The sequence below is a fragment of the Streptomyces sp. NPDC003032 genome, assembly GCF_053591415.1.
On sequence record NZ_JBSFTT010000051.1, the window covers coordinates 1 to 12,970 of the forward strand.

General features: G+C 68.2%; 11 protein-coding genes and 3 pseudogenes. 7 read left to right on the forward strand and 7 right to left on the reverse strand.

From position 1 onward, the window contains the following. Nucleotides 1–564: 564 nt before the first annotated feature. A complete protein-coding gene (locus ACWDZ7_RS38185; protein WP_451803358.1) occupies nt 565–1,335 on the reverse strand; it encodes a helix-turn-helix domain-containing protein in 771 nt (256 codons plus the stop codon). A gap of 272 nt (nt 1,336–1,607) precedes the next feature. On the opposite strand from ACWDZ7_RS38185, the gene ACWDZ7_RS38190 reads away from it, so the two are divergent. From ACWDZ7_RS38190 to ACWDZ7_RS38205, 4 genes are all read left to right on the forward strand, one after another. After that, complete coding sequence (locus tag ACWDZ7_RS38190) at nt 1,608–2,282, forward strand: DUF4097 family beta strand repeat-containing protein (protein ID WP_451803359.1); 675 nt, start codon at nt 1,608–1,610, stop codon at nt 2,280–2,282. Between the two features lie 31 nt (nt 2,283–2,313). After that, nucleotides 2,314–3,312, forward strand: a complete 999-nt coding sequence (locus tag ACWDZ7_RS38195) for an ATP-binding cassette domain-containing protein (RefSeq protein WP_451803360.1) — start codon at nt 2,314–2,316, stop codon at nt 3,310–3,312. Then, nucleotides 3,309–4,094 carry an ABC transporter permease gene (locus ACWDZ7_RS38200; RefSeq protein ID WP_451803361.1) on the forward strand — a complete coding sequence of 262 codons (786 nt, stop codon included), beginning with the start codon at nt 3,309–3,311 and terminating at the stop codon, nt 4,092–4,094. Before ACWDZ7_RS38195 ends, ACWDZ7_RS38200 begins: the two co-directional genes overlap by 4 nt. Nucleotides 4,095–4,326: 232 nt before the next feature. Continuing rightward, the gene (locus ACWDZ7_RS38205) at nt 4,327–4,995 is read left to right on the forward strand and encodes a ScbR family autoregulator-binding transcription factor (RefSeq protein WP_451803362.1); all 669 of its coding nucleotides are present in this window, start codon (nt 4,327–4,329) and stop codon (nt 4,993–4,995) included. A gap of 627 nt (nt 4,996–5,622) precedes the next feature. Here the strand turns inward: ACWDZ7_RS38205 and ACWDZ7_RS38210 are convergent. Then, a pseudogene (locus ACWDZ7_RS38210) lies at nt 5,623–5,933 on the reverse strand (IS982 family transposase); the annotation flags it as partial. 216 nt (nt 5,934–6,149) lie between these two features. On the opposite strand from ACWDZ7_RS38210, the gene ACWDZ7_RS38215 reads away from it, so the two are divergent. Beyond that, nucleotides 6,150–7,298, forward strand: a complete 1,149-nt coding sequence (locus tag ACWDZ7_RS38215) for an amidase domain-containing protein (protein ID WP_451803363.1) — start codon at nt 6,150–6,152, stop codon at nt 7,296–7,298. Nucleotides 7,299–7,832: 534 nt separating this feature from the next. Here the strand turns inward: ACWDZ7_RS38215 and ACWDZ7_RS38220 are convergent. The 3 genes and pseudogenes from ACWDZ7_RS38220 to ACWDZ7_RS38230 form a co-directional block, all read right to left on the reverse strand. Beyond that, entirely contained in the window at nt 7,833–8,267 is a 435-nt protein-coding gene (locus tag ACWDZ7_RS38220; RefSeq protein ID WP_451803364.1) for a hypothetical protein, read from the reverse strand. 75 nt (nt 8,268–8,342) lie between these two features. Beyond that, entirely contained in the window at nt 8,343–8,771 is a 429-nt protein-coding gene (locus ACWDZ7_RS38225) for a hypothetical protein (RefSeq protein WP_451803365.1), read from the reverse strand. Between the two features lie 63 nt (nt 8,772–8,834). Then, nucleotides 8,835–9,610 (reverse strand): annotated as a pseudogene (locus tag ACWDZ7_RS38230) (transposase). A 464-nt stretch (nt 9,611–10,074) separates the two neighbouring features. On the opposite strand from ACWDZ7_RS38230, the gene ACWDZ7_RS38235 reads away from it, so the two are divergent. After that, nucleotides 10,075–10,791: a response regulator gene (locus ACWDZ7_RS38235; RefSeq protein ID WP_451803366.1), complete on the forward strand. Its 717-nt coding sequence runs from the start codon at nt 10,075–10,077 to the stop codon at nt 10,789–10,791. Here ACWDZ7_RS38235 and ACWDZ7_RS38240 read toward each other — a convergent pair. Beyond that, nucleotides 10,727–11,965, reverse strand: a complete 1,239-nt coding sequence (locus ACWDZ7_RS38240; RefSeq protein WP_451803367.1) for an MFS transporter — start codon at nt 11,963–11,965, stop codon at nt 10,727–10,729. The genes ACWDZ7_RS38235 and ACWDZ7_RS38240 overlap by 65 nt on opposite strands. Nucleotides 11,966–12,189: 224 nt before the next feature. Here ACWDZ7_RS38240 and ACWDZ7_RS38245 point away from each other — a divergent pair. Further along, nucleotides 12,190–12,413 (forward strand): annotated as a pseudogene (locus ACWDZ7_RS38245) (substrate-binding domain-containing protein); the annotation flags it as partial. Nucleotides 12,414–12,471: 58 nt separating this feature from the next. Here the strand turns inward: ACWDZ7_RS38245 and ACWDZ7_RS38250 are convergent. After that, a complete protein-coding gene (locus tag ACWDZ7_RS38250; RefSeq protein ID WP_451803394.1) occupies nt 12,472–12,867 on the reverse strand; it encodes a hypothetical protein in 396 nt (131 codons plus the stop codon). Between the last annotated feature and the right edge of the window lie 103 nt (nt 12,868–12,970).

Genomic DNA, 12,970 nt, shown 5'->3' on the forward strand with positions numbered 1-12,970 from the left:
TAGGAGTGGGCCGCGTTTGCATACTACAGCTTGGGGGGGTTATTGCTGGTCGGGCGCGGCCGCGGGCGCCGACCCGCGGCACGGGGCCCTCGTCCTGGTCGACCACCTGCGCGGCACGCTGTACGTGATGGCGGAGCCCGGCTCCCGGGGCGTCCTGGCGGGTCTGCCCGGGAGTACGGGTGCTCTCCAGCGGCAGCGAGCTGCTCATGCCTGCCACCTACGACGACAGCACAAAGGCCGCGGACCTCATCAGCCATCCGCGCGGAACCTGCTCCGGGTCGCCGGCACCCTCAGCCCCGACCAGCTCAGCTCAATCATCCGGGCCCGCGTCACTGCATCACGCGGAGCCTTCCGTGCCCGCGACGACCGGCGAACGATATCCCGTTCGTCCTCGCCACGTCCCGGTCGTGCCCGTAAAACCATCGCCCAGCACCCGCCCCCGAGAACCCCGGTCGCGCGCCGGTCGCACACCGGTGGCCGGTCGCACACCGGCGGACTGCCGCCCCCGTCCAGCCCGGCCGCCCCGCCAGGAGAATGACTTGAAGAAAACCGTCCGTCTGTTTTTCAGTGACCGGTTGTGGCGCTCTCTGCCCTCTCCGCCCTCTTCACCCCCTCTGCCTTATCGGGCTGTGGCTTCACGTGGAGGATGTCGCGGGCCTGGTCCGCGGCGCGGGCGATGCTCTCCGAGACGAAGTCGAGGAAGCGGGCGACATTCTCCAGACGGACGGCGGCCGGGGTGTCGGGGCCGAGGACGGAGATGCCCTGCCGGGCGGTCGCGACGACCTGGGACATGGACCGGACGCTGACCATCATCGAGTGGTACCAGATGTCGTCGTCGACGACATAGCGTTCGCGGCGGCGATCGTCGCGCTGCCGGCGGACGAAGCCCTGTTCGTCGAGGAACGTGATCGCCTTGGAGACGGACGCCGGGCTGACCTGGAGACGCTGGACGAGCTCGGAGGCGGTGAGGCTGCCCGAGTCGGTGAGGGTGAGGCAGGTCAGCACCCTGGCCATCATCTTGGGCATGCCCGAGGCCATCATGACGGTGGTGAACACCTCCTCGAAGTCGCGCACAGCTTCGAGGTCGCGCCCGTGGGGCTGCGGCGAGGCCACCCCCTTGGGCGCCACCTGCCTGCGGCGGTGGGCACGGTGTTCGGTGGCGCGGTGGGCGAGGTCGGCGCGGTAGCCGGTGGGGCCGCCGTTGCGCATCACTTCCCGCGTGATCGTCGAGGTCGGGCGGTCCAGGCCTCGGGCGATCTCCGCGTAGGCGAGGCCGTCGGCCAGTCCCAGCGCGATCTGCTGGCGTTCCTGCTGGGTGAGTCTGCCTCCCGGCATCGCGATCTCTCCTTCGTGGGCGCAAGAGGCCCTCTCGTGGGCTCCAGATACCCCTCAGCATAGCGCTCACCTCCAACTCATTGCAACGACATGGCGGAGTGTTGTTGCATTAACCTCGAAATCATTGCAACGATTCCAAGGTAACTGCCTGCACTAATGCTGTTTCTGCGCAACGATCTGCTTGCCGGAACAGTGAATGCAACGTAGCGTTTTCATCAACAGAAAGCGCGGGGTGCCGAACGGACCACGCGACACAGACGAAGGAGCACACCATGCAGAAGTTCGCCGTCCCCGCCCCGGCCTCCGCCGTTCTCGACATCCCCGCGGGACGCATCCAGGTCATCACCGCCGACCGCGACGACGCGACGGTGGAGGTCCGGCCCGCGGACGCCTCGAATAGCCGCGACGTGAAGGCGGCCGAACAGACCACGGTCGAGTACGGCGACGACGGCGTCCTGCGGATCGACGGGCCATCGGCGAAGAAGCAGATCCTCGGCACCACCGGATCCATCGAGGTGACCCTCCAACTGCCCGCGGGCTCCCGCGTCGAGGCGAAGGCGGCCGCCGCCGACTTCCGGGGCGTGGGACAGCTCGGCGACGTCGCCTTCGAGGCCGCGCGGGGCACGGTCAAGCTCGACGAGGCCCAGGACGTCCGCCTGGCCCTCACCGCCGGTGACGTCTCGGTCGGCCGCCTGAGAGGTGACGGCGAGATCAGCACCCTCAAGGGCAGCCTCACGGTCACCGAGGCCGTGCGCGGCAAGGTCACGCTGCGCACCGAGCACGGTGACGTCTCCGTCGGCGCTGCCCGCGGCGTCTCCGCCTCGCTGGACGCCGGCACCCACTACGGCCGGGTGCGCAACTCGCTGCACAACGCCGAGGGTGCCAGTGCCGCTCTGCACATCCACGCCTCCACCGCCTACGGCGACATCACCGCCAGCAGCCTGTGACCACCCGAAGCCACCGAAGGAGCTCCCTCTCATGACCGATCCGGCCATCACCGCGCACGGGCTGCGCAAGTCCTACGGCGACGAGGTCGTCCTCGACGGCATCGACCTCGCCGTCCCCGAGGGCACGATCTTCTCCCTGCTGGGTCCCAACGGTGCGGGCAAGACCACCGCCGTGAAGATCCTCTCCACCCTCATCTCCCCCGGCGCAGGCTCCGGCGCCATCCACATCGGCGGCCACGACCTCGCCACCCACCCCCAGGCCGTACGCTCCACGATCGGCGTCACCGGACAGTTCTCCGCCGTCGACGGCCTGATCACCGGCGAGGAGAACATGCTCCTCATGGCCGACCTCCACCACCTCCCCAAGCCCGAAGGACGCCGCGTCAGCGCCCAACTCCTCGAACGCTTCGACCTCGTCGAAGCCGCCAAGAAACCCGCCGCCAGCTACTCCGGCGGCATGAAACGCCGCCTCGACATCGCCATGACCCTGGTCGGCAACCCGCGGATCATCTTCCTCGACGAACCCACCACCGGCCTCGACCCCCGCTCCCGCCACAACATGTGGGGCATCATCCGCGAACTCGTCAACGACGGCGTCACCGTCTTCCTCACCACCCAATACCTCGAAGAAGCCGACGAACTCGCCGACCGCATCGCCGTCCTCAACAACGGCAAAATCGCCGCCGAGGGAAGCGCCGGAGAACTCAAACGACTCATCCCCGGCGGACACGTGCGCCTCCGCTTCACCGACCCCACCGCCTATTACCGCGCGGCCCTCACCCTGAGCGATGCCGCCAACGACGACGAAGCGCTCTCGCTGCAGATTCCCAGCGACGGCAGTCAGCGCGAACTGCGCGGCCTCCTGGACCAGTTGGACATCGCCGGCATCGAGGCCGACGAACTCACCGTCCACACCCCCGACCTGGACGACGTGTTCTTCGCCCTCACCGGCGACGCCACCACCCCCGACCAGCCCGCTCAGTCCGCTCAGTCCGCTCAGTCCGCTCAGTCCAAGGAGACCGTCCGATGAGCTACCTCTCCCTCGCCGTGCGCGACTCCTCCACCATGCTGCGCCGCAACCTCCTGCACGCCCGGCGCTACCCCTCCCTCACGCTGAACCTGCTCATGACCCCGATCATGCTGCTCCTGCTCTTCGTATACATCTTCGGAGACACCATGAGCGCGGGCATCGGCGGCGGGGACCGCTCCGCCTACCTCGCCTACATCGTCCCCGGCCTGCTCCTGATGACCATCGGCTCCACCACGATCGGCACGGCCGTCTCCGTCTCCAACGACATGACCGAGGGGATCATCGCCCGCTTCCGCACCATGGCCATCCACCGCAGCTCCGTCCTCTTCGGGCACGTCGTCGGCAGCGTGTTGCAGGCCCTCATCAGCGTCGTCCTCGTCGGCGCCGTCGGCGTGGCCATCGGCTTCCGCTCCACGGACGCCACCGCCCTGGAGTGGCTCGCGGCCATCGGGCTCCTCGCCCTGGTCGCCCTGGCGTTCACCTGGATCGCCGTAGGGATGGGCATGGGCAGCCCGAACGCCGAGGCGGCCAGCAACAACGCCATGCCGCTGATCCTGCTGCCGCTGATCTCCAGCGCCTTCGTCCCCGTCGGCGCCATGCCGGGCTGGTTCCAGCCCATCGCCGAGTACCAGCCCTTCACCCCCTCCATCGAGACCCTCCGCGGCCTCCTCCTCGGCACCGAGATCGGCCACAACGGCTGGCTCGCCCTCGCCTGGGGCGTCGGCCTCACGGTCCTCGGCTACCGCTGGTCCCTGGCGCAGTTCAACCGGGACCCCAAGTAGGCGGCCCGAGCGTTCCGCGTAGTCCCCCTGGGCCACCTCGACGCCGGCGCGTCTCCCGGTGAACCGGTCCGGCCGCCGCCCCAGCGCGACCGATATCACCGGATCTCCACGTGGTGTGGCGGGTAGGCGTGGCCTGGTCTACGCATGAAGGCCCCCGAAACGGTAAGATACAAACTCGACGGTTTGTTTGGGTGGGCAGCGCAACGCTCATGGACGTGGAGGAGGTGGGCACATGGCGAAACAGGACCGCGCGATCCGCACTCGTCGGACGATCTTGATGGCGGCTGCTTCGGTGTTCGAGCAGTGCGGATACCAGGCAGCGACGATCACGGACATTCTCGACACAGCCGGTGTGACCAAGGGCGCGCTCTATTTTCACTTCCAGTCCAAGGAGGACCTGGCCCAGGGCGTCATGGCCGAACAGGGCCGGCAAGTGGTCGTCCCCTCCCGGAACTGCAAGATCCAGGAAGTCGTCGACGTCGTCGTCCTGCACACCTACCGGCTGCAGACCGACCCCATGGTCCGCGCCGGCGTGCGGCTCACCCTCGACCAGCAGGCCGCCGACCTCAACCGGGCCGGCCCCTTCCAGGAGTGGGTCACGGTGATCACCGACCTCCTGGAGCAGGCCAAGCTGCAGGGCGAACTGCTGCCCCACGTCGTGCCGTCGGAGACCTCCGAGCTCCTGGTCGGCGCCTACGCCGGCATCCAGGCCATGTCGCAGGCCGTCAGCAACTACGCGGATCTGAACCAGCGGGTCCGGGTGATGCTGCGTCACGTGCTGCCCAATGTCGTGCTCTCCTCCGTGCTCACCGCTATCGACCTGTCCCCCGACCGCGGAAAGACGATCTACACCGAGGCGGATCTGTCCGACGCGGGCGCCTTCGCGGAAACCTCGGCCTGAGCGAGCGCCGTCGGCGCGAGCCACCCGGCGACTCAAGCGGGGCGTGTAGTTCACATCGAGTACGTGGCCGTTCCAGCAGTTCCTATCGTGATGATCTCATTGCCTGCCGCGACGGACTGGAAGCAATGGGTTCCCTCCGCAGGCGCCGCCGCGCTGGCTCCCCTGGGCCGCCTGGCGTGGAATTTCGTCACCCACAGGCTCCGCACATCCTGACCGGAGTGCCGGGGGCGGCACCCATACCGCCTCCGGCACTCTCCGCCATATCGGTTCCCGACGAAACGGTCGGATCCCATCGCCGGTGTGACGTAATTTCCCGCCACCGCTCATTTCCCCGGTGCGGCACACCTTCCCGGGACTCACCCAAGGACCCCGCTTCTGCGGCCATGCCTGCCGACAGGCCGAGTACCGCAAGCGCGAACGCGCCAAGAAGACCGGCGGGACCTCAGCCACCGGCCCGCCCGATCTTGGCGACCTGCACGAGGAACTGCGCGAACTGGCTCTCGACGGGCAAGACGAAATGCGTCACCTGGTCCGGCTCCTGGCCAATTGCGAGGATGCGTCGGGCGACGCGGACGGCGACAGCTTCGAAGGTCCGGCCGCCGTGCTGTTCGAGGTCGAGCTGGCCTTCTTCGGGTTCGCCAGTGCCCACAGGATGGACATCCCGGTCGGGGTGCGTACCACGAACAGGCGCAGGCCCCAGAAGAACCGGGAGAGCAAGGCGCGGTACCCGTATCCGGCTCAGCCGGCCATGTTCGACCGCTTCACCGTCGGGCGCGAGCGGCCGCACAGGTGAAGCCCATCAGAGCCTGCGCCACGGCAACGGCGACCAGCTCGGAATCCGTCAGCTGCGGCGGTCGGCCAAGCCATCGGACCCCACCGATCTCGTCGTCGATCTTCACGTACAGTGCGGTCAGCAGGGCATCCAGGTTGTTCGTCACACAACGATCTTGGACGCCCTGTCTGTGTTCCCGAACACACCGTCAGCATTCGGAATGACTCGTCTAGAGGTACGTGGGGCACGGCCGCCGGGGTCCTGGCGTCCCGGTCCGGCGGCCTCCGGGCCCCCGGAGAACGAACAGCACAGCGATGGCGCGGAGTTGTGCGAAGATTCCGTGCCCCAGTCTGGGTGATCAGGCGACAAAAGAGGAAACAGAGTGATACCCAAGAGATACAGACCCGCCGTCATCGCGAGTGTGACCGCGGCCGTGGCGTCCGGTTCCCTGCTCGCGTCCCCCGCGCACGCGGACGCCGCCGACAGCGCGCCCCGCAAGGCCGACCGCGAGACGGTCGCCGCCTTCGCCCGCATCGCCGACGACGTCCTTTCCCGGCGCACCGAGGCCCTGGTGGAGGATCGCGCGGGACGCGGGGGCACCGGCTCCGGCGCTGCCACGACGCGCATGTCGGGCCGGCTGAAGAAGGACGAGGACGCCGCGCTGCGGTCGCTGCACGCACGCAAGGCGCGCCTGGCGAAACTCGGCGAGGCGTACACGAAGGCGGACACCCGCGTCGTCGTGGACCGCGCCACCATCACCGGCACGACGGCGACCGTCCAGGTCACCTCGTCGTCCACTCTCACGTACAAGAAGGTGCGCGGGGACGAACCGGACACCACCGCGTTCTCGACGCGGCAGGAGCTGAAGCTCGCCGGCTCGAAGGACGGCGGCTGGAAGCTGACCACGATCAGCTCGCGGGACAACGGCCCCGTCGCGGTCGCCGAGCCGTCGGTGGCCCGGGTGAACACCATTGATGACGACGGGAACCAGTACCCCGACGGCACTCCGGCGTCCACCGCGTACCCCACCACGCAGATGCCCTCGGGCAAGACGGCCGGTGCCTACGACTACGCCGCCATGGCGCGGTACACGGAGAGGTACTGGGGCAGCTACAACCCGGCGTACCGGAAGTTCAACGGAGCCGGCGGCGACTGCACCAACTTCGTCAGCCAGGCGCTGAAGGCGGGCGGCTGGAAGTCCGCCCCGGGCTCCGCCTACGACTACCGGAACTGGTGGTACGACGGCGCGAACCAGAGCACCTCCTGGGTCGGCGTGAACGAGTGGGCGTGGTTCACGCTGTCCAACCGTCGGGCCCCCAACCTGTCGAGCGTCTACAAGCTGGACGTCGGTGACGTGCTGCAGATGGACTTCGACAAGAACGGGTCCAAGGACCACTCCATGATGGTGACGTACCGCGACAGGCGGGGCATGCCGTATCTGACGTACCACTCGACCGACACCTACCGGAGGTCGCTGGCGAGCGTCATCGCGTCCTACCCCAACGCGCGTTACTTCGCGTACCGCACCTGACGGACCCGGTAACCCCACCGGACCGGCGCGGCCGCCGACGCGCCGGTCCCTTCAGCGGTACCTGTGGCGTGTTGTCCAAGCGGATCTTCACCGATTCGCTCGGCGGCAACCATGGCGACAGACCGAGGGCGCGCATGACGGGCCATCGGGTGCGCGGCGCGAGAGGGACACAAGCGGCCAAATCGTCCGCGTGCAAGTACACCAGTCACCGGAGAAAACTCCCGACGGACACTTCGTAGTCATCCAGGCCAGGGCTGGAAATGGCGGGCAGCCGATCCCTCGATCCCCGAGGAAATCGCCGCTTCCCGACCGGGAGCAGCGGCACCAGCTTCGCCCACTGCGCATTCGTCAGATCATGTCGCCTGACGAAGTGGATGTTTTCCAGCCGCCGGTGGACGACAACGAAGTCGGTGGCAGGATCATGAGCGGTTTTTAGTCCAAGACCGCATCATCGACGGCGCCGACGACGGTTTCCTGATCAGGTTGTCCTGACCTGCACGTCCTGTGGGCGGGCGCCCCCGCCCACAGGAACAGTCACGTCGGCCGGAACTGCAGCAGGAATCGTTCCACCCCATCGGGCACGCCCTGCTCAGCGAGGGCCGCGACCTCTCCCCGCCCCACCACGTGAGCGCGCAGCCGCCATCGCTGATTTGCGACGCCGAGGTCGATTCCGTTCTCGTCCGGCCCGCCAGCCGTGTGGAACTGAAGCCGGCCTGTCGCGGAGTCCAGTTCTGTCTCCCCTGTCGCTTCCCAGGAGGCGGTGCGATCCGGCTCCGGTGGTGAGTCCCAGACCTCGACAGTGAACGCGGCCGTGTGCGTATGGCCTCCCGACTTGATGTCGACCCGCCCGTGCTGCGCCGACACCAACCCGTCCGCGCCTTCGGGCCAGTCGTCGATCACGTCCTCGTCGGCCTCCTGCAACCACAACAGGAACCGCTCGATCCGGACCGGGAACTGCTCACGATGCACTAACGCCATACCGATACTCCGCTCGCTCAGCTCACTACCCCACAAGCTTCAGGCACATGATCTAAGCTTGTTCCTTTACCAGGATCTACCGGGTCGGCCGATGGCCTTGAGGGTCTCGGGGCGTTTGACGGTTTTGCCGACGTCGAAGCGGGTGGCGGGCCGCCGGTTCTTCGAGCCGAGGGGCCGTCCGGGCCCGGTCCCGGTGAGTTGAGGAACACGGGCCGGGCAGAGCAGGTGGGTGCGGATGTTTCTGAACCCCCGGCGGACTCGGGCCGGGGTGAGGTATTCGGGCTTGGTCGGCTTCTCCCAGGGCCGACGGAGATCGCTGGCCAGCGGCCGGGCGAGGCGGAGCTGGGTGTGGGCGACGACCAGGAGCCAGGTCCAGCGGTCCGCCGCCTCGGGCGTACGGACCTTCGGGGTGGTCCAGCCCAGCGTCTGCTTTCCGAACCGGAAGGTGTGTTCCAGGTCGAATCTCCTGAGGAACACCTGCCACCAGAGATCCACGTCTGCCGGGGTGGCGCCGGTCTTCGAGGACCACAACCAGACCGGCGGGGCTTCCCGGTCGTTTCAGAGATGCTCGACTTTGAGGCGGACCAGAGTGCCCTCCACGAGGGGGAGTTCGCCGTCGTGCTCCAGCCAGGCCGAGCGGTGGGTCAGTCTCGGGTGGACCCGCTCCCATGCCTGGGCTTCCGCCTTGCCGTAGTTCACGCTGTCGGTGACTGTGGTGATCGCCGATTGGGGCCAGGTCTCGGGCTTGGCGAAGCGGAACTCTGGCCCGTGTTTGGGCGGGCGTCCGCCCTTTGGGTCGTAGACGCGAGGTGGCTTCGGCAGGCGCATCACCCGGTCGGATCGGATCCGGCCGACCAGCTCGACGGGAAGGTTTCGCAGTACCCAGGCCAGGAGGGTGACGTCATAGCCGGCGTCCATGACGATCGTGATGTCCGGGTCGCCTGACTGCCATTGACCGGCCGCAACGAGCCGCTCGACCACGGCCCTCAGCTGGGCAGCGGTGACAGCGGTCGCGTCGTCCTGGGGACCGAGCCGGATCACGTCCAGGATTCCGGTCCACGACGTGCCCCGGGTTCCAGGACGCCGACCAAGGAGTACGGCCAGCCCGGAATGAACTGCGACGCAGACTTCGCCCGCCCGTAGACATGGCAGAACAGCCTGTCCGCCGAGCACGGCGCGTCCGACCGCAGCCACGGCGACACATCGACCGCCAGCACCAGGCGCCCGCCCTCGAACCGGGGCAGCGGCAGCCCGGCCAGCAGGGACCGCAGCCGCTCGATATCGATCCGGCCGCAGTTGAGGGCTCCGTACAATGCTCCGTGCCGTCCACGCACAGAACCTCATCGGTGAGCTCGAACAGCTCATCCCGCCGGGCGGACAGGCACGCGTAGAACTCGCTCCGGAAGCGTGACGCTTGCGCGAACGCTTCCCGCCGGACATCCCGGCACACCACACTCATGACAACGGCCTTCGGTTGATCCCGTACCTCTGTGACGGAGCACAGGATCAAGCGGAGGTCACCCTCACGTCCGGCGAATGTCCAGGTGAGCGACGCAGTACGAGTCGCCTTTCGACGCCCGAAGGCATAGAACAAGCTCAGCCGGTGCTCGCGGAACAGTTCCTCAAATGCCGCCCACCGCCGACGGTACGGTCATGCCGCGGTGTCAGTGACCACCAGGCGCAGCACGTCGAACGCGACGAAGTGGGCCGGCCACTGTCCGGCAACCCGGACGACTGCGGGACCGCGTCGGCTGATCGTCGCGCCTCGCAGAACTTCACGTGTCGGTACTGTTGAGGAGTGAGTATCCGCGTGCTGATCTGCGACGAACTGCCCGTGGTGTTGGACGGGCTGGCCGGTGCGCTGACCCGTGAGCCGGACATCGGCGTCGTCGCCACCACCGGAGACGGCACGGAGGCACTCGCCATGGCACGGGAGCACTCGCCCCACGTGCTGATCACCGACCTCCGCCTGGCCCGGCGCTCGGGCCTGGAGGTCGCTGCCGAGGTGACGAGCCCGTCGTGGCCGGCGCCGCGCCCCCAGGTCCTCGTGTTCACCGCACAAGCCGACGACACGAGCGTGATGAATGCGCTGGAAGCGGGAGCGTACGGTTATCTACTCAAGGACACCCCGTCCGAGGAGATGATCCGCGCGGTGCGCGCCCTGGCCGCAAGTGAAGCAGCGGCTAGCGGACCGGTCATCCGGCGCCTGATCGACTGGCTCTACTGGCGCAACGCCCAGCCCGTCGCCGTGGCCCAGCATGGCCTGCAGTCCCTCACCCCGCGCGAGCGCGAGATCCTGCTGCTGGTGGCGGCCGGTCTGTCGGACGCGGACATCGCCGCGAAGCTGACGCTGCAGGAGGCGACCGTACGCTCGCACGTCTACCACCTGCGCGAGAAGCTCGCCCTGCGCGACCGCGCCCAACTCGTCGCCTTCGCCTATCAGTCCGGGTTCACGGTGCCGACGGTCCCGGACGCCTGGTCGCCGCCAGGCAGAGCGCCAGGCTGGCCAAGGTAACCGCGGTGACCAGGACGGTTGCCGAAGTCCAGCCGGCGTGGGTGACGGCGAAGCCGAGGGCGGGCGGGCCAAGCAGCGTGCCGACGCTGCCCGCCTGGTTCAACAGGCCGTAACCGCGCCCGAGTTCAAGCGGCGAGCGGGCGACGGACGGGGTACTCGCGTACAGTACGGCGAGGACCAGCCCACCCGCGAACTGCATCAGGGCGGCACCGAGGGCGATGACGGCCCAGGACATGACCTGGTACATCACCGCCGCGGCACACGGCATGGCGAGTACGGCAATGACGAGCGGACGCGGCCCGATACCTCGGGCCAGCAACAGCCCCGCCAGCAGCCCGCCGGGCACTGCGGCCAGTGACACGACGGCGGCGGTGACGCCGCCCACCGTCGAGCGCATGCCCCGGTCCGTGGCGAGGGTCGGCAGCAGGGCCACTGCGGTAACCCCGAGCAAGGCGATGAGAGCGAAGGACAACGAGAGCTGGAGCACGGGTCCCAATCCCCGACTGTGACTGACGTATTGCTCGTCCGCTCGGCCCCGCACACCGGTCAGCCACCCCAGGGCGCCGACCAGGGCGGCCACAGCGGGCACCAGTGTCAGTGCCCCGGCCGCCCGCCACCCCACCGTGCCACTGAGCGTCCCGATGGCCGAGGCGAGTGCCAGGCCCACCGGGACGAAGGTGCTCCACAGGGCCAGCGCCCCGCGCTGCGTCGCGGGCTTGCACCGTGACGACAGGATCAGCGGCCCCGTGACGACCACCGCTAGATAGCCCGCCCCCTCCAACACCCGGGCACCGTACAGCACAAACGCCTCATGAGCCGTGACCTCCAGCAGCCCGCCCACCAGCATGACGCCCAGCCCGAGGGACAGGACACTCCCCAGATCGCGTCGCGCGACCCACAATCCTGCCGGCACGGCCAGGCACGCCGCGACCACGGTGACACCGGAGACCAGCCAGCCGAACGCCGTCAGCGAGAGCCCGAAGGTATCCCTGACTCCAGCCTCCAGCGAAACGAACCGCCCCAGCGCGACAGCCGCCGACACACCGGCCAGATAGACGAGAGCGATGACAGGGCGCTCGCCAACCTCCGCCTGTCGAAGCCGCATGAACTCTCCATGCCGCCCAGCCTTCCCCAACGGCATGTCCCGCGTCCCTCGCACCAGGGATGCGCTCATACGGCTTTCCGCGCCCGGGTTGGTGCCCATTCGTTCGCCTCTCAAGAGCAGTGGTTGGAGGCGGTGACTTTATCGACGGACGTCGTCGGCGGACATGGGCCTGAACGCGTGTCTTTACCTACGCGGTGTGTGGAGGCTGAACCGCGGCTAACGCACCTCATGTGGAAGAAGTTCGGAGCAGGTGGATGCATTCGGGCTCGGTTCAGTTGACCTCTGAGAATGGTGACGGCGTGTTCGCCTATATCGACGAGTACGCGTTGCTGCTGATGCGCGCGCTTCAGGACGCCGGAGTCGACGTACCGGCGAGACCGCGGTGGTGGGTGCCGACGACCTGCTCATCGGCAAGTTGCTGCGGCCGCGCCTGACGAGCGTACGGATCGCACTGCCTGCGCCCGGCGATGTGGCCGCGCTCGTGGACCGTCTCATCCGCGAACCGCTGACGCCGCCCGCGGTGCGCACGTTCGGTCGTCGGCGCGCATCGAGCCGAGGGGATCCAGCGGCAGCGGTCAGGGCCGCCGATAGGGCTCGCACAGCAGGTCTTCGTAATTGCCGTCGTCCAGACAGATGCGCACGAGCCGGGCTCCACCGACGATGTCCGCCGGAACGACGAAGCTGAAGGTTCTGGTCGTACCGCAGGCCGTGTCACTGGGATCGGAGCCCTTCGAGCCCACCAGCGCGCGGTCGGCGTCGTAGGTACGTCCCCAGGTGAGGCGGCAGTACGCGCGGCCGGCCGAACTCACCGACTTGTGTGTCCCCTCCACGAGGACCGACCGGTTGTACCAGGTCAGCTTGCCGGTGGTCCACGTGTTCCCGACCTCGACGCGGAACGAGGAATCGGGATAGTCGACTGCCTGGGCGTTGGCGGCAGGAGCGCCGAGCAGGGCGCCCGCTGTCAGTGCCACGGCACCGAGGGCGGCGGAGAGGTTGCGTACGCAATGTGACCTCCAGGATGTGAGCCGGTTGCGGCTTCACATGCTTCAGAACCGGGATACCCCGGCCCAGCTC